Genomic DNA, 18,255 nt, shown 5'->3' with positions numbered 1-18,255 from the left:
GGCAGGACCTCGCAAAGACAGCACTAACAGGCATCAACAGGTAAAAGCAGGCATCGACATGCTGACTATCGACTCGCTGAACCAGTACTACGGCGGCAGCCACATTCTGCGCAACGTCTCGATGACGGTGCCCGAAGGCCAGCTTACCGTGCTGCTCGGGCGCAACGGCGTGGGCAAGACCACGCTGCTGCGCTGCCTGATGGGCGTGGTGCCGACGAAGAGCGGCGCCATCGCCTGGAACGAGCAGGTGCTCACGAAACTGCCTACGTGGTCGCGCGTCGCGCATGGGCTTGCCTATGTGCCCCAGGGGCGCGATATTTTTCCCCGGCTGAGCGTGGAAGAAAACCTGCTTGTGGGCGCGGCCAGCAAGAAGCGGGCGCCTTCGAAGGTGCCCGAGCATATCTACCGGCTCTTTCCCGTGCTGGAGGACATGAAGGCAAGACGCGGCGGCGATCTTTCGGGCGGCCAGCAGCAGCAGCTCGCGATCGGGCGCGCTCTTATGAGCGAACCGAGGCTTCTGATTCTCGACGAACCGACCGAGGGCATTCAGCCTTCGATCATCCAGGACATCGGGAGGACGCTGCGCCAGCTCGTGGAGGAGATGCAGATGACTGTGCTGCTCGTTGAGCAGTACTACGATTTTGCCAAGGCGATTGCCGATCGCTACTGGGTGATGAGCCGCGGGGAGATTGTTGCCGGGGGCGCAGGGGCGGATATGGATGCCGATGGGGTTAGGGGGTTAATTGCGGTTTGAGGGGGTGGGGATTTTGCTGTTCTTTTTGCTTTTGCAGTTTTTTTTTGCTTTTGCAGTTTTTTTTGCTTTTGGGGTTTCTTGTTGCCGTGGTGGTTTGCCTGGGTTGCCCCTGTGCGGGGCGGCACCTACTTTTCTTTGCGGCGGCAAAGAAAAGTAGGCAAAAGAAAGCCGCTTAAACCGCCAGTGTGACGCAGTGGACCACTCGCCGTTATGGGTAGTGGCTCCGGGGCGTCTGCCATCACTCGCCGTCCGCCGGAGTGACAAGGCGCTCATCCCTCCGGCGGCGCTACGCGCCCCGAGGGGCATAACCCAAACCGGGGGTATGCATACCCCGATGCCCAACAGAAAGTTCGGTGTCCTTTGCAAACCTTTCCGCAGAGCGCGTAGTGCGAAGCGGGATGAATGAGCCCTTTGTCACCAGGCTGGAGGGTGCGAGGCGACAGATGCCCCGGAGCCACTACCGATAATGGTGTGAGAAGAATGGTGGCAGGCATTGGCGGTTTAAGCGGCTTTCTTTTGCCTACTTTTCTTTGCCGCTGCAAAGAAAAGTAGGTGCCGCCCCGCACAGGGGCAACCCAGGCAAACCACCACGGCAACAAGAAACCCCAAAAGCACAAAAAAACAAGCCCCACAAACCAGAATCAAAAAACCCCGCCCCAATAGAGGGGAAAGACACCCCACCGAACAACGGCCATCTTGCACGGCAACAGCAAAAAACCTATATTCGGACGAATCCGACCAGCGCGAACCCCATGCCGAATCGGCTGACAAGCGAGATAAAAGACTTGTCCCCCGCCCTAAAGCCCCGTTCCCCTCCAGCATGTCGCTTCACGAAAATCACTCGGCGCTCGTCGCCCATACCCCCACAACCCAGGAATGGCGCGCGCGCCTCGAACTCGGTTTCGTGCGCCACGGCGACCGTACAACGCTCGCCCATCGCCTGCATAAAGGGCCGCTGCGCGTGCAACGCCCGCTCTACCCCGAAGGCAACGCCATCTGCCACGCGGTAATCGTGCATCCCCCCGCAGGCATTGCGGGCGGCGACCGGCTCGACATCGAGGTGAGCGTCGGCGCCCACACGCATGCCGTGCTGACTACGCCAGGCGCCACCAAGTGGTACAAGTCGAACGGCCGCGTGGCGCGGCAACGCATTGCAATCGCCGTGGGCGAAGGCGCGAAACTCGACTGGCTGCCGCAAAACAACCTCGTCTTCGATCACGCGCACGCGGAGCTGGAATTCGCGCTCACGCTCGGTGCGAACGCGACGGCCATCGGCTGGGACGCCGTGCAACTCGGCCGCCAGGCCGCGGGCGAGCGCTGGTCCGCCGGCATGCTGCGCTCGGTCGCACGCATCGTCCAGTCGCCGCGCGATGGTGCCGAGGGCAGCAACCTGCTGTGGTTCGAACGCGCGCTCATCGACGCAGCCGATCCGCTGCGCGACGCACCGCAAGGGCTCGCCGGCTATCCGGCATTCGGCGTGCTATGGGCCTGCGGCCCCGCCTGCACCGATGTCCTCGCACAGGAACTCGCGGCCACCCTGCCATTCGACGATGCGCTGCGCGGCGGCGCTAGCTGCGTCTGTCCGGGCGTGCTGGTGGTGCGCGTGCTGGCCCGCTCGATGGAACCGCTGCAGCAGGCGCTCACGCGCTGCTGGACCACGCTGCGACCCATCGTGCATGGCGTCGAAGCCACACCACTGCGTCTATGGACCACCTGAGCCACCCCTTCGCGCGTCGTAATGCACCACGTCGGGGCGATCCCGCACCGCCACAGATCGACTCACCGCACATAGACACCACTTCGGTGCAATAAAACCCCGGAAATGGTGCGGCCAACCCTGTCCCCTTCACTGGCACATACCTTGCTGTGAGCTTGCAGGCCCGTGCGTGGATCGCCCACGCCATTGCAATGGAACCGTAAATAGGCTCCGGTATGCTGCGGCAGAACGACTCCGGGCCACCCGCGTCGGGCCGCGCGCCTGCCACGCCCCCGACGCCCCAACCGACTCAGAACGATGAAGCTCACGCCACGCGAGAAAGACAAGCTCCTCATCTTCACCGCCGCGCTGCTCGCCGAACGGCGCCGTGCGCGCGGCCTCAAGCTCAACTATCCGGAGGCCGTGGCGTTCATCAGCGCCGCGCTCATGGAAGCCGCCCGCGACGGCAAGACGGTGGCCGAAGTCATGCACTACGGCACGACGCTGCTCACGCGCGACGACGTAATGGAAGGCGTGCCGGAGATGATCCCCGACATTCAGGTGGAAGCGACCTTTCCGGACGGCACGAAGCTCGTTACCGTTCACCACCCGATTCCGTGAACGAGCGAGGCATCCATGATCCCAGGCGAAATGCTGATCGACGACGGCGAGATCGAACTGAACGCCGGCCGCGAGACCGTCACCGTCACGGTGGCGAACACGGGTGACCGGCCGGTGCAGGTCGGCTCGCATTTTCACTTCTACGAAGTCAACGACGCGCTCTCGTTCGAGCGCGAGGCCGCGCGCGGCTTTCGCCTGAACATCGCGGCCGGCACGGCCGTGCGCTTCGAGCCGGGCCAGGAGCGCACCGTCGAGCTCGTGGCGCTGGCCGGCGAGCGCGCCGTATACGGTTTCAACGGCAAGGTCATGGGCCCGCTCTGAGCGCACCGCACTCACGCCCCCACGCGCCGAATCCATCAGGAATCCTGAGATGACATTGAAAATCGGCCGCCGCGCCTATGCGGAGATGTTCGGCCCCACCACCGGCGACCGCGTGCGCCTCGCCGACACCGAGCTCATCATCGAAGTCGAGCGCGACTACACCGTCTACGGCGACGAAGTGAAGTTCGGCGGCGGCAAGGTGATCCGCGACGGCATGGGCCAGTCGCAGCGCCTCGCGGCCGAGGTGGCCGACACCGTTGTCACGAACGCCGTGATCGTCGATCACTGGGGCATCGTGAAGGCCGACATCGGCATCAAGGACGGGCGCGTCTGGCGCATCGGCAAGGCCGGCAACCCCGACGTGCAGCCGGCCGTGACGATTCCCATCGGCGCTTCGACCGAAGTGATCGCGGGCGAAGGGCAGATCGTGACGGCGGGCGGCATCGATACGCACATCCACTTCATCAGCCCGCAGCAGATCGACGAGGCGCTCGCCTCGGGCGTGACCACGATGCTCGGCGGCGGCACCGGCCCCGCCACCGGCACCAACGCCACCACCTGCACGCCGGGCCCGTGGCACATGGAGCGCATGCTGCAGGCCGCGGACGGCTGGCCGATCAATCTGGGCTTCCTCGGCAAGGGCAACGTGAGCCTGCCCCAACCCGCCGAGGAGCAGATCGCCGCCGGCGCGATCGGCCTCAAGCTGCACGAGGACTGGGGGTCGACGCCGGCCGCCATCGACAACTGCCTCACCGTGGCCGACGCCACCGACACGCAGGTCGCCATCCACACCGACACGCTCAACGAATCGGGCTTCGTGGAAGCGACCGTGGGCGCCTTCAAGGGCCGCACGATCCACACGTACCACACGGAAGGCGCAGGCGGCGGCCACGCCCCCGACATCATCAAGGTGTGCGGCGAGCCCAACGTGCTGCCCTCCTCGACCAACCCCACGCGCCCGTACACCGTCAACACGCTCGACGAACACCTCGACATGCTGATGGTGTGCCATCACCTCGACCCCTCGATTGCCGAAGATATCGCGTTTGCCGAATCGCGCATCCGCCGCGAAACCATCGCCGCCGAAGACATCCTGCACGATCTCGGCGCGCTGTCGATGCTTTCGTCGGACTCCCAGGCAATGGGCCGCGTGGGTGAAGTCATCATCCGCACCTGGCAGACCGCGCACAAGATGAAGGTGCAGCGCGGCGCGCTGCCCGGCGACAGCGCGCGCAACGACAACTTCCGCGTGAAGCGCTACGTCGCCAAGTACACGATCAACCCGGCCATCACGCACGGCATCTCGCACGAAGTGGGGTCCGTCGAGCCCGGCAAGTGGGCCGATCTCGTGTTCTGGGAACCCGCGTTCTTCGGCATCAAGCCCTCGCTCATTCTCAAGGGCGGCATGATCGCGCTCGCGCAGATGGGCGACCCGAATGCATCGATTCCCACGCCGCAGCCGGTGCACTACCGCGAGATGTTCGCCGCGCGCGGACGGGCTCTCGGCCAGACGTCGCTCACCTTCGTCTCGCAGCTTGCGCTCGATCGCGGCGTGGCAGAGCGCTACGGCCTGCAAAAGCGCGTGGTGGCCGTGCGCGGCTGCCGCAACGTGACCAAGGCCGACATGATCCACAACGCGTGGCAACCGGCGATCAGCGTCGATCCCGAGACCTACCAGGTGGTGGCCGACGGCCAGTTGCTCACGTGCGAACCCGCCACGGTGCTGCCGATGGCCCAGCGTTACTTCCTTTTCTGAAACGAAACCGCCGCCGCGCTCCTGGCGATCGCGGCCGGGCAAGAACTGATATGCGCACGATCGACAAACGCCTCAACGCGAAGCTTGCACCGGTCCTGGTGAAGCGCGCGCCCACGCTCACGCTCCCCTACGACGCGCGCTGCAAGAGCCGCCTCGCCGCCACGCTCGACACGGGCGAAGAGGTGGGCGTGGTGCTGCCGCGCGGCACGGTGCTGCGTGACGGCGACATGCTGGTTGCCGACGACGGCGGCCTCGTGCGCGTGATCGCCGCCGCCGAAAGCGTGCTGCTCGTGCGCGCGCCCGACCGGCTCACGCTCACGCGCGCCGCGTACCACCTCGGCAACCGCCATACGCCGGTCGAAGTCGGGGCCGACGAACTGAAGCTCGAAGCCGACCCGGTGCTCGAAGACATGCTCAAGCGCCTCGGCGCGCAGGTCGAGCGCGCGACGCTGCCATTCCAGCCGGAAGCCGGCGCGTATGGCGGCGGCCATCGTCACGGCCACGACGAAACCTTCGCCGACGACTACGCCCTGGCCCAGCGCGTGTACGACGAGCACCACGGCCATGCGCACTCGCACGATCACCCGCACGATCACGGGCACAACCACGCGCACGATCCTGACCACGATCACGATCACGGCCACGTCCACGGTCCCGGTTGCGGACACGATCACGGCCATGCGCATCGCTGAACTCACCGCTCTGCTGCACCTGGCGTCGCCGGCGCTGCCGATCGGCGCGTTCAGCTACTCGCAGGGGCTCGAAGCGGCCATCGACGCCCACCTGGTCGAAACCGCCGACGACGCCGCGCGCTGGATAACAAGCGGTCTCGCGAACGTGCTCGCGCCGGGCGAACTGCCGTTCGTCGCGCATCAGCTCGAACGCTGGCGCACGCATGACGCCGCGGCACTGATCGCAGCGAATGCGGAGTTCATCGCGAGCCGCGAGTCGGAGGAGTTGCGCCGCGAGACGGCGCAGATGGGCTGGTCGTTGCGCCAGCTCTGCACGCAGCTCGAATGGGGCGACGCCGCGCACCGCGCCACGCTCGAACGCATGACACCCGTCGCGCAGCCCAGCGCTTACGCCCTCGCCGCATGGGCGCACGGCGCCGCGCCCGACGCGGCGCTCGCGGCCTACGCGTTCAGCTGGGTCGAGAACCAGACCGCGGCGGCGCTCAAGGCCGTGCCGCTCGGCCAGTTCGCGGGGCAGCGTATCATCGTCGCCTTGCGGCCCGTGATCGAAGCGGCCGTTGCCCGCGCGCTCGCCACGCCGCCCGACGCGCTCAACACCTTCGCGCCGCAACTCGGCATCCTTTCCGCGCGTCACGAATCGCAGTACTCGCGGCTCTTCCGCTCCTAGCTCTCCACGAATCATGAACGACACCAAGCGCACGAAAAAACTGCCGCCGCTGCGCGTCGGCGTAGGCGGCCCGGTGGGCTCCGGCAAGACCACCCTGCTCGAAATGCTCTGCAAGGCGATGCGCGAGCGCTACGACCTCGTCGCCATCACCAACGACATCTACACCAAGGAAGACCAGCGCCTCCTGACCGTGGCGGGCGCCCTGCCCGCCGAGCGCATCATGGGCGTGGAAACGGGCGGCTGCCCGCACACGGCGATCCGCGAAGACGCCTCGATCAACCTCGAAGCCGTGGACCAGATGCTCGCGCGCTTTCCCGATGCCGATATCGTCTTCATCGAGTCGGGCGGCGACAACCTCGCGGCCACCTTCAGCCCCGAGCTTTCCGACCTCACGATCTACGTGATCGACGTGGCGGGCGGCGAGAAGATTCCGCGCAAGGGCGGCCCCGGCATCACGAAGTCGGACCTGCTCGTCATCAACAAGACCGATCTCGCCCCGCTCGTGGGCGCGAACCTCGACGTGATGGCTTCCGATGCGAAGAAGATGCGCGGGGAGCGCCCCTTCGTGATGTGCAACCTGAAGGCGCTGGACGGCCTCGATCAGGTGATCGCGTTCATCGAGAAGAAGGGCTTGCTCGCGGCGAATTAAGCAGACCGAACGAACTGGTCTCGCAAGACGAAGGGGAGCGCAGATGAGCCGCGCCCTTCGTGCTTTTCGTGCTCAAAGGTCCAGCGAAGCGGACGAAGGCGACGACGCAGCGCCGGCGCCCGGCTCCGGCAACAACGTCATGAGCACATTCACCGTGCGCTCGGTCGCGCCGCGATGGCGCGCCGCGAACGCGGCCGCGGCCGCGCCCATCGCCACGCGCCGCGGCTTGTCCTCGAAGAGTTCGCGCAAGGCCCGCGCGAGGTCCGCCGGATCCTGCACCTGCAGCGCGGCACCGGCCGCCACGGCGTCGGCCGTGACCTGGGTGAAGTTGAACACGTGCGGGCCGATCAGCACCGGCACGCCCACGGCGCACGCCTCGATCAGGTTCTGGCCGCCCAGCGGCAGCAGGCTGCCGCCGATGAACGCCAGATCGGCGGCGGCATAGTACGCGCCCATCTCCCCCATCGAGTCGCCCAGCAGCACGTTCACGTCCAGCGCCAGCGCGCGCGGGCCCTCGTGCGCCGATGCGGCCGGCACGGCGGCGCCCTCGGCCCATTGCGAGCGGCGCACGAGCTTGAGATTCCTGCGCTGAACGAGCGCGGCGACCTCGTCGAAACGCTGCGGGTGGCGCGGCACGAGGATCAGCAGCGCGTCGGCAATGCCGAGCGCCGCAAACGCCTCCAGCACGCGTTCTTCTTCGCCCTCGCGCGTGCTGGCCGCCACCCACACGGGCCGCGCGCCGAACGCGCGGCGCCACTCGCGCCCGCGCGCAACGAGCGCCGGCGGGCTCGCCATGTCGAACTTCAGGTTGCCGAGCACCGCCACGTTGCGCGCGCCGAGTTCGGTGAGGCGCTCCGCATCGGCCGGGCTCTGCGCGAGCACGCGCGTAAAGCCGCCGAACACTTCCTTGACCGCCTGGCCGAACTTCGCCGCCCGCCGGTACGAGCGCGCCGACATGCGCGCGTTGGTCAGCACGAGCGGCACGTCGGCGCGCCGGCACTCGTCGATGAGCGTGGGCCACACTTCGGTCTCCATCACGAGGCCGAGCGACGGGCGCCACGCGCGCAGGAAACGCCGCACGGCAGACGGCGTGTCGTAGGGCAGATAGCAGCGCAGCACGCGATGGCCGAAGAGCTGCTCGCCCGCGGCGCGGCCGCCGGGAGTCATGTGCGTGAGCAACACGCGGGCGTCGGGTCGCGCGGCAAGCAGCGCATCGACGAGCGGCTGCGCCGCGCGCGTTTCTCCCACCGACACCGCGTGCACCCAGATGAGCGGCGCGTCGTCCTCGGGCAGGCGCCCCGCCGAGCGCCCGAAGCGCTCGCAGACATGCTCGCGATAGCCGCGCTCGCGCCGCGAACGGATGAAAAGGCGCAGCACCGCGAGCGGCGCGACGAGCCACCAGGCCGCACGATAAATGGCCCTCAGCATCGGGCCTCCGCGGGCTGCGCGCCGCGGCGCAAGAGAACGCACGCGCTCAAACCAGTTCCTTGCCCTTCAGGCGTTCGAGTATGCCGAGCGGCGCCCAGTCCGGATGCACCATGTCCTTCGCGGGCAGGAAGAAGGTCTGCTCCATCATGAACTGGCCGGACATCACCGCGTGCGAGGCGTGATCGGAGAAGCACACCCACACGCTGCCCGGCGGAAAGCCGATGGTCTCCTGCGGGCTCGTCTTCTGGTAGTCGAGGTCGGCCTTCATGCTGTCGTGCAGATTGAGCATCAAATGGTCGTACTCGCTGCGCGGCGACTTCGTGATGTGCAGCAGATGCTGCAGCCAGGCCGAACCCGGCATCTGCGGCTTGATGCGGGGGAGAAAACGCCTTGCCATGTCCTCGAACGGCTCGCCCACGCGCCACACGCGCGGCACGCCGTTCGGGTTCACGTTCGTGAAGACGCGCAGGATGCGCTCGCCGTAGTTGGGACGCGAGGGGAACGCATCCACGTGCAGGCGCGAATCGTCCTTGCGCCACGAGGTCTGGCGCGTTTCCACCTGGTGCAGGCGCAGGCTCGTGGGCGCCACGCGCAGCTTGCCGTCGTACTCGGGAAAGAGGCCGTCGACGAGCGTGCGCGCGCAGCTCTGGTAGCGCGCGATGAGCGCGCGCACCGCCGACTGCGTGACCGCGTCGCCCAGCACGCCGTGCAGCGCGCCGCCGTTCGGGTCGAGGCTGATGTTCTTGCGCCCGGGGTCGGCAATGGCCGGGTCGAGCAGCGCGCGCTCGCCGCCTTCCACCGGGAAGGCCAGGTTCGGAAAGTACAGCACCTTGCCCTGCTCGACGGCCTCGAGCAGCGTCTCGCGCGGCTGCGAAAGCTGCTGGCCGTGCCAGTCTGCGGAAGTGATTTCGATGATCTGGGATTCGTTCATGGTCGCCCCTGGAAGCGATGGATCGGGTTGCCTTGCGATACCGGCGGCGACGTCCGGCTCCCCGGGAGCGCATCGCACGCGGCCGCATCGGCATGCGCGGCCCGGAAGGCACGCCCGCATGCGTGGCAACCCTTATACCTGCCTGTCTGACCTGCCGCCTTGACCTGCGGCAGTGCGCCGTGCGCGTGGCCGCCGGGGCGCGTCGCAAGGCCGCGGCGGCGCCTGCATATGCCACCCCTGCGCCACCTGCGCGCCGCGGCGCGAGCCTTCTGCGCAGCCAACCCTGCAGCCAACTGCGCGTTACAGCAGCCCGAAGCCCGCCAGCGCGGTCTTCACCTGCGCCAGCGTGGGCGGCTGGCCCGCGGTGCCGAGATTGACGACGTTCGGCGACCAATAGCCGCCCGTGCGCCACGCGGTCGCGAAATTGTACAACTCGACGGTCGGCCGCTTCAGCGCCGCGGCAATGTGCACGAGGCCGGTATCGACGCCCACGGTCGCCGCCGCGCCGTCGATCAGGCCCACCACGGCGGGCAGCGAGAGCCGCGGCGGCACGATGGCCGCCTCGCCGAATTCGCGCGCGAGGCGCTCGCTCGTGGCCCGTTCGGCGTCGCTGCCCCACGGCAGCACGAGCGAAGCACCGCGGCGCACCAGCGCCTGGCCCAGTTCGATCCAGTGCGCATCGGGCCATTGCTTGTCGGCGCGCGACGTTGCGTGCACGAAGACCACGTAGGGCACCGGCAGGTTCAGGCCGAGGGCGGCCAGCGCCTGCCCGGCGCGCACGGTGTCGAGGCCGAACTCGATGTCGTCGGTGGGCTGGGGCGGCGGCTCGTCGAGCGCCGCCGCAACCAGTTGCCGGGTGCGCTCGACCACGTGGGTACGCGGCTCGATGCGGATCGCCCGGTCGTAGAAGAAGCGCACGGGCCACTCGTAGCCCGCGCCGTCCGTGCGGTTGCCGAGGCCCACGAGCGGGCCGCGGGCCCAGCTCGCCACCCACGCGGTCTTGATGAGGCCCTGGCAGTCGATCACGAGATCGTACTTCTCGGCGGCGAGCGCATGGCGGAACGCGGAAATTTCGCGCCAGTTGGCCGCGGAAAAGAGCCGCTTGCGCCAGCGGCGCAGCGAGAACGGAATCGCGCGGCGCACGCCGTGCACGAGTTCGACGAGCGACTGGAAGCTTTCCTCGACGAGCCAGTCGATCTGCGCGTGGGGATGCCGCCGGCGGATATCGGCGATCGCGGGCATGTTGTGGACGACGTCGCCGAGCGACGATACGCGCACGATGAGGATTTTTTGTACGCTCAAGAGAGGAATGGCGGCGATCTGCGCCGAACGATGCATTAATGGTCCGTGATTTTAACGCGGCGCGCGGGTGGGTGAGGAAAAGCCATGGGCCGAGGGTCGTGGGCGCACGGGCTTGAGCGGAGAAACACCAGGCTCCCCGGCGGGCCATACGCGCGCCGGGGCCGCCCCGGCGGCTCAGGTCGCGCCGGGCGGAATCAGGCGCGGCTTGGTGAGGCTATAGGTGATCTGCGTGAAGATCGCGCCGAGGCTGGACGTGCCGCCGGCGTTCGAGCAGGTGTCGGAATAGAAGTAGCCCGAGCCCGAGGAGATCGACTGCATGGTGCCGCACGGCGACCACGGCGTAGTGGCGTCGAGCCCCCTGGCGTTGCTGGAGGCGTCGCTGCACGGCTGCGTGGTGCTCGCGCCCGACTCGCCGCCGATATAGGCGATGGTGTAGATCAGCGTGGCGGTGGTGTTGGGCGACTGGACGGTTGCCTTGATCGCGTTGGCGACCGTCACGGCGTCGGCGCACTCGCTGCCGACGACCGAACTCGCGGAAACCGTGCTGCCGCTGCTGTTGGGCGCGAGCAGACTGCCGCTGCCGAGCTGCTTCGACGAGGACGACGCGTCGCCGTCGCTCAGCAGGATGATGGCGTTCTGCCCCGGCGGGCTCTGCGTATTCGAGAGGGCCAGCAATGCCGTCTGCGCGGCGTACAGCACGTCCCCGTAGAACGTGCCGAGACCGCCCGGCGCACTCATGCCGCCGCAACTGCCGCCGCCGAGCGCCTGCACCGTGGACGAACTCGTGTTGAGCGTGGTCGAGCTCGTGCCCGACGTGCCGCTCGTGCTGAGAAAGCCCGTGGAAAGCGGCGAAATCTGGTAGCTGAGGCCGGAGATCGAATAGCTGCCGGCAATGCCGGGCGACTTCTTCGAGCACGAGAAGTTATACGTGGACGAGAGCGGCGGAAAGACCATCAGCCCGACGTTGTCGCCCGCGTTGGTGAGCCCCTGCAGCAGCGAGCGGGCGCCCGCCTCCGCACAGGTCAGGCGCGTTTGCGTGACGCCGTTGATCGTACAGTTGCTGTCCGTGGTGTTCATCGAGGCCGTCGTGTCGAGAATGATCATCACGTTGTAGGGGGCGGGCTGCGAGCCGCCGCCCGCCGCCGCCTTCGAGGTGGCCGAGATCGGCACGGTCTTCACGCCGAACACCTGGGCGAAGAAGAGCGGCACGTTGGCTTGCTGCTGCACCTGGATGCCGTTGTAGCCCGAGGCCGCCTTCGCATACGGCAGCGGCGAGGACGCACTCGAAAGCTGCTGGCCCGTGATGTTCGTGGTCGTGACCGTCACGCCGCCGGGCAGGCCGTTGCCGGTCGCGCCGCTCTGGCCGGCGGCGTAGGACTGGGCATCGGCCTTGGCGGTGCTCCAGCTCTGCGTCCACAGGTCCAGGGCGCCCGCAAGCGCGGCGGCGTCGGTGGCGGCCTGCAGGCGGCGCTGGCTGTACACCACGTAGCCGATGTCGGTGCCGAGGGCGACAAAGCCGAGCAGCACGATCGTCGAGAGCGCCACGAGTATCGCCACTGCCCCGCGCTGACGATCGAGGCGCGTGCGCCGCTGGTTCCGTCTCATGATTTTCCCCTGGTGTGTGCCTGTTTTTGTGCGATGCATCTGTGCGCCTGCGCTGCCTTCACTCGACGCGCGCGTTCACGCTCACCGACGACGTGATCATCGACGAAGCCCCGCTCGCGAGCCCGAATGCGAAACTCTTCAGGAACGGCGCGAAGCTGTAGGTCACGGTGACGGTCGACGAGCCGCCCTGAGCGGCAGAAAGCGCAGTGGCGCAGGTACTGTCGCCCGTGCTCGCGCCCGATGCGCCGATGGCCATGCTCGCGCACTGCGTGTCGTTCACGAAGCTCGTCACGACCACGTTGCTCGTCGTGGCATTGAGCGTCGCCATCGTCGCCGAGACGGTGGACTGCGTGAGCGAGTACGGCTGGCTCACGCCGCGCTGCGCCGCGAAGTAGCGCGCGCCGGTGGAGGCGGCGCTCGCCACGACCGCGTAGTTCGCGAGATACCAGCCGAACTGCGCCACGCCGATCACGAGCATGACGACGAACGGCGCGATGATGGCGAACTCCACCACCGCTGCGCCCTGTTCTTTGCGCCGCGCTCGCGCGGTCCCCGAACGCCCTCGTTCCATGACACGGCTCCTCTTCGCCACGCCCCACGACCCGGCGCGCGCGCTCATTGCACGAGCTCCGACATCGAGACGGTCAGCGTCCTCGCCAGGAAGCTGCTGTTGCCGTACGACGTATCCGTGAACGGCGCGCCGAACCTGTAGGTGAGCGTGACCGTCGCCATCGTGCCGGCCGCGGGCGTGACGGTGCTCGACCCGAGCGCCGTCACGCAGGCGCTGTCCGACGTGCAGGTCGTGCCGCCCACGGTAAAGATCGCGGCGATGAGACCCGAAGCCTTGCCGCACAGCACCGAAGTGGACAGCGCGCCGCTGAGCGGCGTACCGGTGCCCGCCTGGGTGCCGACCTGCTGGATCGCGGTCTGCGCGTCGCTGCACGGGGTCGAGAAACCGCGCTCGGTGGCGAGCGTATGGGCCCCGGCCGCGGCCGACTGCACCATCACCACGTAGTTGTTGAAGAGCCAGCCGAAGTACACGATGCCGAGCACCACCAGCACGAGCAGCGGCAACACGAACGCCATCTCCACCGCGGCGGCGCCTCTTGCACGAAATCGACGAACGCGTTTCATGTCGCCTCCCGGCCCACTTTTCCGGTTGCCCGCCGGCCGCTCACTGGCCGCCCGCCATCGCCGGCAGCAGCACGCGATACACGTGAATGAAGGCGGGCCCCATCAGCACCACCATCAGCGCGGGAAAGATGCAGAACATCAGCGGGAACAGCAGCTTCAGCGCGATCTTCGCGGCCTGTTCCTCCGCGCGCATGCGCCGGCGCACGCGCAGCGTGTCGGAGAGCACGCGCAGCGACGCGCCGATGCTCGTGCCGAAGCGCTCGGCCTGGATCAGCATCGTGCTGAACGAATCGATGTCCTCCACACCGGTGCGCAGCGAAAAGTTGCGCAGCGCCTTCTCCTTCGAGAATCCGGAGCGGATCTCCAGCAGCAGCAGTTCGAGTTCGTCGGCCACCGCGGGACTGCGCAGCCGCACCTCTTCGGCCACCTTCATGAGCGCCGCATCGAGCCCGAGGCCCGCTTCCACACATACGGTCATGAGATCGATGGCGTCCGGGAAGTCCTCGAAGATCGTGCGCTGGCGCCTGGCAACGCAGCGTCCCACCACGAGGTTCGGCAGGTAGTAGCCCGTGCCCCCCAGCGAAATCAGCAGCGCCGTGAAGCCGACCGTGCTGCCCGTCATCGGGCTGCCGATCAGCCAGACCGCGGCCAGAAGCGGCAGCACGAGCGCGAGGGCCGTCTTCGCGGCGAAGTACACGGCGACCGCGCCCGGCTGCCGCCAGCCAGCGTTCATGAGCCGCACGCGCAGCGCCGAGACTTCCCAGCCCTCCTTCGGCACGGACAGCCGCGAGATGGGTCTCGACAATTCGACCAGCTTCTCGAACCAGACGCTGTCGTCGCGGCCGCCCGCCTCGCCCATGCGCGGCTCGATGCGGGGCTCGAAGCGCGGGCCCGCCGGCTGCTCGATGCGGTGGCGCATGTCGCGCGGCGAGAGCAGATGCATGAGCCCGAAGGCAAGCACGAACACGAGCGCGAACACGCCGCCCAGCATCAGCATTGAGGTCGTGTTGAGAAGTGTCATCGTCGTTCCCCGCCTTTTCCCGTTGTTTTCGCCCGCCCGCCTAGACGCGGATCGCGATGGTGCGGCGGATCCAGAACACGCCGATCACCATCAGCAGCGCCGCCGCCTGCACGACGTGCACGCCCGCCTCGTCCTGCCACAGCACGTCGAGAAAGCCCGGATTGAGCACCGACATCAGCCCGGCGGTCACGAACGGCAGCAGGATCAGGACCCATGCGGAAAGCTTGCCCTCGGCCGAGAGCACCCGCACTTTGTCGAACAGCTTGAAGCGCTCGCGCACAAGCGCGGTGATGCCGTCGAAAAGTTCGGCCAGGTTGCCGCCGGTCTCGCGCTGGATCAGCACCGCAATCACGAAGTAGCGCAGGTCGTGCACGGGCACGCGCTGTGCGAGGCTGGCGAGCGCGTCGTTGAGCGGCACGCCGTAGTTGATCTCGTCGAAGGTCGCGCGGAACTCCGCGCCCATCGGGTCGGCAAACTCCTCGCCCACCATCTGGATCGCCGCCGCGAAGGCATGCCCGGCACGCAGCGAACGCGCAAGCATGTCGCACGCGTCCGGCAATTGCCGCTCGAACTGGTAGAGCCGGCGCGCGCGGCGCCGGCGCAGGTAGAGCACGGGCAGCAGCGCGGCGAGCAGCGCCGCCGCGGCCGCATATCCGAACGGCGCCGGCAGCAGATAGCCCGCCAGCAGCACGAGCGGCGGCAGCGCCGCGCACAGGCCGAGGAGACGCGCGACCGACCAGCGTAGGTCGGCCTGGCGCAACTGGCGCTCGATTGCCTGGGAGAGCGAAAGATTCGCGAGGCTGCGGCGCAGCGGCGACGCGCTGCCGTCCGCGCGCGACTTGAGGATCGACAGCGTTTCGCGCGGGATGCCGCTCGCGGCCGACACCGCCTGGATACGCGACTCGAGGCGGCGCGCGGCGGCCCCGTGCCGGCTGTTCCAGACCATCCAGGCGCCCTCGATCGCCAGCACCACGGCGACGAACACGAGGACGACGGCAGCGTAGAAGATCGGGCTCATGCGTGTCTCCGCTCAGTCTCAGTTCGTCTCGAAGCGGCGCGCCGGATCGTAGATGTTCTCCGGCAGCGTGACGCCGAACGCCTGCAGCCGCTCCGAGAATTTCGGCCGCACGCCGGTCGCGCAGAAGTAGCCGCGCACCGCGCCGGTCGAGTCGATGCCCGTGCGGCGGAACGTGAAGATCTCCTGCATGTTGACCACGTCGCCTTCGAGGCCCGTGAGCTCCGAAATGCTCATGATCTTGCGGCGGCCGTCCGTGAGACGCGCAGCCTGGACAACCACGGTGATCGCCGAGGCGATCTGCTGACGCATCGTCCGCGGCGGCAGCGCGAGGCCCGCGAGGCTGATCATGTTTTCGAGCCGCGTGAGCGCGTCGCGCGGGGTATTCGCATGGATCGTGGCAAGCGATCCTTCGTGGCCCGTATTCATCGCGTTGAGCATGTCGAGCGCTTCGGCGCCGCGCACTTCGCCGAGGATGATGCGGTCGGGCCGCATGCGCAGCGCGTTGCGCACGAGCGAGCGCTGCGTGATCTCGCCGCGCCCTTCGATGTTGGGCGGCCGCGTTTCGAGCCTGAGAACGTGCTGCTGGCGCAGTTGCAGTTCGGCGGCGTCTTCGATCGTCACGATGCGCTCGTCGTTGGGAATGAAGCCCGAGAGCACGTTGAGCAGGGTGGTCTTGCCGCTGCCCGTGCCGCCCGAAATCAGGATGTTCACCTTGGCGCGCGCCAGCCCGTCGAGCACCTCGGCCATCGGCGGCGTGAGCGTTTGCAGCGAGACGAGGTCGGGCACCTGCAGCGGATTGACGGCAAAGCGGCGGATCGAAACGAGCGGGCCGTCCACCGCCGAAGGCGGAATGATTGCGTTCACGCGCGAGCCGTCGGGCAGGCGCGCGTCCACCATCGGGCTCGATTCGTCGATGCGGCGGCCCACGCGCGAGACGATCTTCTCGATCACCTTCATGAGGTGCGCGTCGTCGTAGAACGTGATGTCGGTGAGTTCGAGCCGCCCGCGGCGCTCCACGTAGGTCTGCTTCGCGGTGTTCACGAGAATGTCGGACACCGTGGGGTCGCGTAGCAGGACTTCGAGCGGGCCGAAGCCGAACATCTCGTCGTAGACGTCGATGGTGAGCTGGCGCCGTTCGAGGTCGTTCGCGGGTTCCTTGCGCTCGTCGAGAATGCGCGCGATCAGCAGGCCGATCTCGCTGCGGATCTGCTCTTCGGGCATGCGCACAAGCCGCTCCAGCTCCACGCGGTCGAGCACCGTGAGGTGCATCTCGCGCTTGAGCCGCTGATACGCCTCCGATTTCGTGCGCACCGCGAGCGCCGCGGCGGCCGCTTCGTCGCGCTCGCCCACGAGCTGCAAGCGGTTTCCTGCAATCTGGTCACGAAGCGACATGATGCTGCTCCCCTCTCAGTACCGCGGATTCGTTGCCGCCGGACGGGTTGCCGCCGGCGTGCGAAGCGGAGGCGCGGCGCCCCATCAGACGGCCGAAGAGCGACTCGCGCTGCGCGCTCTTCTGCTCGCCGCCCGCCACACCGCTCGCGAGCTTTGCCGAAAGGCCGCGCAGGCTGCGCGCAAGCGCGCTCTTGCGCGCGGCCTCGGAGACCGGCAGGCCGTGGTTGACCGCCTCGATCGCGGCGCGCGGGTCTTCCGGCACGACGTGAAACGGAGCGTGCCCGAGCGTGCGCTCGATCGCCTCGCGGGCCCGTGCGCCTTCCTTGCCGTAGCGGTTCAGCACGAGGCGAATGCGCTCGTTGCCGTAGCCGAGCGAGCCGAGGATTTCGAGCAGGCGCCGCCCCGCGTGCAGATGCGGCATGGTCGCGTGGAGCACGACGTGAATGTGGTCGCTGCGGTCGAGCGCGAGCATGGACAGCTGGTTGATCGACTGGCCGATATCGACCACCACGAAGTCGTAGCGCGGCGTCGCCACGCCGAGAATCCATTCGAGCCGGTCGGCGCGGATCCCGGCGGCCTTCACCGGGTCGCCGGCGCCCGCCAGGATGTCGAAGTTCTCGGCCGCGTGAATCACGCTCGCCTCGAAGAACGCCGCGTCCATGCGATCGATCTGCGCGCTCATCTGATCGAGCGTCGACGGCGCCGACGACGAACTGATGAGGAACGCCGCGTCGGCGAACTGCTGGTTCAGATCGACGAGCAGCACGCGCTTTTTCTCGATGCATGCCATGCCGTGCGCGACGTTCGCGGCCAGAAAGCTCGTACCCACGCCGCCGCGGCTCGACATGAATGCAGCGATGGGCGTCCTGCGCGACGCGTCGGCGGGACGCTGCCCCACCGCGCGCTGCAGCGCGTCGCCCAGCCCCTCTGCATCGAGCGGCCAGTTCAGCACGTCGCGCACGCCGGCGCGCATCGCGGCAATCACCGTCGTCGAGCTCGTATCGGCCGTGACCAGCACGCACGTGAGGCGGGGATGGCGGCGGCAGAGTTCCGCGATCGTGGCGAGTTCGGTGCTGCCGGGCGACGGCACATCGACGATCAGCACGTCGAAGGCGCCGAGCATGTCGCCGCGGTCGAGCAGCAGCGCCGGGCCGCCGGCCACGCGCGTGGTGCGGTAGTTGCCGCACGCGGCGATCAGGCGTGCGGCCTGGTCGAGCCGCTCCGGGTCGTTCGAAATGGTCAGGATATCGATCATGATGGTTGCCCCG

General features: G+C 67.9%; 18 protein-coding genes. 8 read left to right on the top strand and 10 right to left on the bottom strand.

The window, feature by feature from the left end; all coding sequences use genetic code 11:
* The first annotated feature begins 58 nt into the window (after positions 1 to 58).
* The 8 genes from urtE to ureG all read left to right on the top strand — a co-directional run bounded on the left by urtE (position 59) and on the right by ureG (position 7,156).
* Positions 59 to 754 (top strand): urea ABC transporter ATP-binding subunit UrtE, encoded by a 696-nt coding sequence (gene urtE / locus BFE01S_RS14050; protein ID WP_028226059.1) that lies wholly within the window; start codon positions 59 to 61, stop codon positions 752 to 754.
* An 820-nt stretch (positions 755 to 1,574) separates the two neighbouring features.
* Entirely contained in the window at positions 1,575 to 2,471 is an 897-nt protein-coding gene (locus BFE01S_RS14045) for an urease accessory protein UreD (RefSeq protein WP_028226058.1), read from the top strand.
* Positions 2,472 to 2,768: 297 nt separating this feature from the next.
* The gene (gene ureA, locus BFE01S_RS14040) at positions 2,769 to 3,071 is read left to right on the top strand and encodes an urease subunit gamma (RefSeq protein ID WP_017773123.1); all 303 of its coding nucleotides are present in this window, start codon (positions 2,769 to 2,771) and stop codon (positions 3,069 to 3,071) included.
* 15 nt (positions 3,072 to 3,086) lie between these two features.
* Positions 3,087 to 3,392: an urease subunit beta gene (locus BFE01S_RS14035; protein WP_028226057.1), complete on the top strand. Its 306-nt coding sequence runs from the start codon at positions 3,087 to 3,089 to the stop codon at positions 3,390 to 3,392.
* Positions 3,393 to 3,441: 49 nt separating this feature from the next.
* Positions 3,442 to 5,148, top strand: coding sequence for an urease subunit alpha (gene ureC / locus BFE01S_RS14030; protein WP_028226056.1), 1,707 nt, complete (start codon positions 3,442 to 3,444; stop codon positions 5,146 to 5,148).
* A 50-nt stretch (positions 5,149 to 5,198) separates the two neighbouring features.
* The gene (gene ureE, locus BFE01S_RS14025; protein WP_028226055.1) at positions 5,199 to 5,840 is read left to right on the top strand and encodes an urease accessory protein UreE; all 642 of its coding nucleotides are present in this window, start codon (positions 5,199 to 5,201) and stop codon (positions 5,838 to 5,840) included.
* Positions 5,827 to 6,507: an urease accessory protein UreF gene (locus BFE01S_RS14020; RefSeq protein ID WP_028226054.1), complete on the top strand. Its 681-nt coding sequence runs from the start codon at positions 5,827 to 5,829 to the stop codon at positions 6,505 to 6,507. Before ureE ends, BFE01S_RS14020 begins: the two co-directional genes overlap by 14 nt.
* Before the next feature lie 13 nt (positions 6,508 to 6,520).
* On the top strand, positions 6,521 to 7,156 hold the full coding sequence (gene ureG, locus BFE01S_RS14015) for an urease accessory protein UreG (RefSeq protein ID WP_042337658.1): 636 nt from the start codon (positions 6,521 to 6,523) through the stop codon (positions 7,154 to 7,156).
* A gap of 72 nt (positions 7,157 to 7,228) precedes the next feature.
* On the opposite strand, the gene waaA is transcribed toward ureG, so the two are convergent.
* The 10 genes from waaA to BFE01S_RS38575 form a co-directional block, all read right to left on the bottom strand.
* Complete coding sequence (waaA, locus tag BFE01S_RS14010; protein ID WP_028226052.1) at positions 7,229 to 8,584, bottom strand: lipid IV(A) 3-deoxy-D-manno-octulosonic acid transferase; 1,356 nt, start codon at positions 8,582 to 8,584, stop codon at positions 7,229 to 7,231.
* A gap of 46 nt (positions 8,585 to 8,630) precedes the next feature.
* The gene (locus BFE01S_RS14005; RefSeq protein WP_028226051.1) at positions 8,631 to 9,515 is read right to left on the bottom strand and encodes a Kdo hydroxylase family protein; all 885 of its coding nucleotides are present in this window, start codon (positions 9,513 to 9,515) and stop codon (positions 8,631 to 8,633) included.
* Between the two features lie 300 nt (positions 9,516 to 9,815).
* The gene (waaC, locus tag BFE01S_RS14000) at positions 9,816 to 10,817 is read right to left on the bottom strand and encodes a lipopolysaccharide heptosyltransferase I (protein WP_028226050.1); all 1,002 of its coding nucleotides are present in this window, start codon (positions 10,815 to 10,817) and stop codon (positions 9,816 to 9,818) included.
* 174 nt (positions 10,818 to 10,991) lie between these two features.
* Positions 10,992 to 12,422 carry a pilus assembly protein TadG-related protein gene (locus BFE01S_RS13995; protein ID WP_028226049.1) on the bottom strand — a complete coding sequence of 477 codons (1,431 nt, stop codon included), beginning with the start codon at positions 12,420 to 12,422 and terminating at the stop codon, positions 10,992 to 10,994.
* 58 nt (positions 12,423 to 12,480) lie between these two features.
* A complete protein-coding gene (locus BFE01S_RS41885; RefSeq protein ID WP_052420877.1) occupies positions 12,481 to 12,993 on the bottom strand; it encodes a TadE/TadG family type IV pilus assembly protein in 513 nt (170 codons plus the stop codon).
* Between the two features lie 44 nt (positions 12,994 to 13,037).
* On the bottom strand, positions 13,038 to 13,556 hold the full coding sequence (locus BFE01S_RS13985) for a TadE/TadG family type IV pilus assembly protein (protein ID WP_084169823.1): 519 nt from the start codon (positions 13,554 to 13,556) through the stop codon (positions 13,038 to 13,040).
* Between the two features lie 40 nt (positions 13,557 to 13,596).
* The gene (locus BFE01S_RS13980) at positions 13,597 to 14,577 is read right to left on the bottom strand and encodes a type II secretion system F family protein (protein WP_028226047.1); all 981 of its coding nucleotides are present in this window, start codon (positions 14,575 to 14,577) and stop codon (positions 13,597 to 13,599) included.
* Positions 14,578 to 14,617: 40 nt separating this feature from the next.
* Entirely contained in the window at positions 14,618 to 15,595 is a 978-nt protein-coding gene (locus BFE01S_RS13975; protein ID WP_028226046.1) for a type II secretion system F family protein, read from the bottom strand.
* An 18-nt stretch (positions 15,596 to 15,613) separates the two neighbouring features.
* The gene (locus tag BFE01S_RS13970; RefSeq protein ID WP_028226045.1) at positions 15,614 to 16,987 is read right to left on the bottom strand and encodes a CpaF family protein; all 1,374 of its coding nucleotides are present in this window, start codon (positions 16,985 to 16,987) and stop codon (positions 15,614 to 15,616) included.
* Positions 16,974 to 18,242, bottom strand: a complete 1,269-nt coding sequence (locus tag BFE01S_RS38575) for an AAA family ATPase (RefSeq protein ID WP_063834418.1) — start codon at positions 18,240 to 18,242, stop codon at positions 16,974 to 16,976. Before BFE01S_RS38575 ends, BFE01S_RS13970 begins: the two co-directional genes overlap by 14 nt.
* Positions 18,243 to 18,255: the final 13 nt, after the last annotated feature.

It is taken from the genome of Paraburkholderia ferrariae NBRC 106233 (assembly GCF_000685035.1).
In the GTDB taxonomy this organism is placed as follows: domain Bacteria; phylum Pseudomonadota; class Gammaproteobacteria; order Burkholderiales; family Burkholderiaceae; genus Paraburkholderia; species Paraburkholderia ferrariae.
This window is presented reverse-complemented; position numbering and strand designations above follow the sequence as displayed.

Coding starts and splice junctions, on each gene's coding strand:
- urtE (WP_028226059.1), top strand. CDS start 59: ATGCTGACTATCGACTCGCTGAACCAGTACTACGGCGGCAGCCACATT.
- BFE01S_RS14045 (WP_028226058.1), top strand. CDS start 1,575: ATGTCGCTTCACGAAAATCACTCGGCGCTCGTCGCCCATACCCCCACA.
- ureA (WP_017773123.1), top strand. CDS start 2,769: ATGAAGCTCACGCCACGCGAGAAAGACAAGCTCCTCATCTTCACCGCC.
- BFE01S_RS14035 (WP_028226057.1), top strand. CDS start 3,087: ATGATCCCAGGCGAAATGCTGATCGACGACGGCGAGATCGAACTGAAC.
- ureC (WP_028226056.1), top strand. CDS start 3,442: ATGACATTGAAAATCGGCCGCCGCGCCTATGCGGAGATGTTCGGCCCC.
- ureE (WP_028226055.1), top strand. CDS start 5,199: ATGCGCACGATCGACAAACGCCTCAACGCGAAGCTTGCACCGGTCCTG.
- BFE01S_RS14020 (WP_028226054.1), top strand. CDS start 5,827: ATGCGCATCGCTGAACTCACCGCTCTGCTGCACCTGGCGTCGCCGGCG.
- ureG (WP_042337658.1), top strand. CDS start 6,521: ATGAACGACACCAAGCGCACGAAAAAACTGCCGCCGCTGCGCGTCGGC.
- waaA (WP_028226052.1), bottom strand. CDS start 8,584: ATGCTGAGGGCCATTTATCGTGCGGCCTGGTGGCTCGTCGCGCCGCTC.
- BFE01S_RS14005 (WP_028226051.1), bottom strand. CDS start 9,515: ATGAACGAATCCCAGATCATCGAAATCACTTCCGCAGACTGGCACGGC.
- BFE01S_RS13995 (WP_028226049.1), bottom strand. CDS start 12,422: ATGAGACGGAACCAGCGGCGCACGCGCCTCGATCGTCAGCGCGGGGCA.
- BFE01S_RS41885 (WP_052420877.1), bottom strand. CDS start 12,993: ATGGAACGAGGGCGTTCGGGGACCGCGCGAGCGCGGCGCAAAGAACAG.
- BFE01S_RS13985 (WP_084169823.1), bottom strand. CDS start 13,556: ATGAAACGCGTTCGTCGATTTCGTGCAAGAGGCGCCGCCGCGGTGGAG.
- BFE01S_RS13980 (WP_028226047.1), bottom strand. CDS start 14,577: ATGACACTTCTCAACACGACCTCAATGCTGATGCTGGGCGGCGTGTTC.
- BFE01S_RS13975 (WP_028226046.1), bottom strand. CDS start 15,595: ATGAGCCCGATCTTCTACGCTGCCGTCGTCCTCGTGTTCGTCGCCGTG.
- BFE01S_RS13970 (WP_028226045.1), bottom strand. CDS start 16,987: ATGTCGCTTCGTGACCAGATTGCAGGAAACCGCTTGCAGCTCGTGGGC.
- BFE01S_RS38575 (WP_063834418.1), bottom strand. CDS start 18,242: ATGATCGATATCCTGACCATTTCGAACGACCCGGAGCGGCTCGACCAG.